At 47.1% G+C, this 255-nt stretch carries 1 protein-coding gene; it reads left to right on the top strand.

Features of this window, described 5'->3' with window-relative positions; all coding sequences use genetic code 11:
- Nucleotides 1-255 (top strand): hypothetical protein (locus tag M3629_RS28280; RefSeq protein WP_251512205.1); only part of this gene is annotated, 255 nt, incomplete at both ends.

The raw sequence follows: 255 nt of genomic DNA, 5'->3' as shown, positions 1-255 counted from the left end.
CTCAAACGGATGTGATACAAACCGTATTCAGCCATGCTCAAATTCAAGTTTTGGATGAGAAAGGAACGGTACTCCTAGACTCTGGAGAAATAGAGCAGAATACCACGTTATCTAGCGGAAGCTGGACTACTAGCGAAGCGTTACCAGTGAATCAAAAAGTACAAGTTCGCGTACGTGTAAAGGATCAGCAGCTGTGGTCGGACTGGTCCAAAGCAGGCTGGCTAAAGGTAGACCCGAATGGCCAACCTGAAACAC

The organism is Paenibacillus polysaccharolyticus, assembly GCF_023714295.1.
Lineage (GTDB): Bacteria > Bacillota > Bacilli > Paenibacillales > Paenibacillaceae > Paenibacillus > Paenibacillus polysaccharolyticus_A.
The sequence above is the reverse complement of the archived record's forward strand: the minus strand, read 5'-3'. Positions and strand labels throughout refer to the sequence as shown.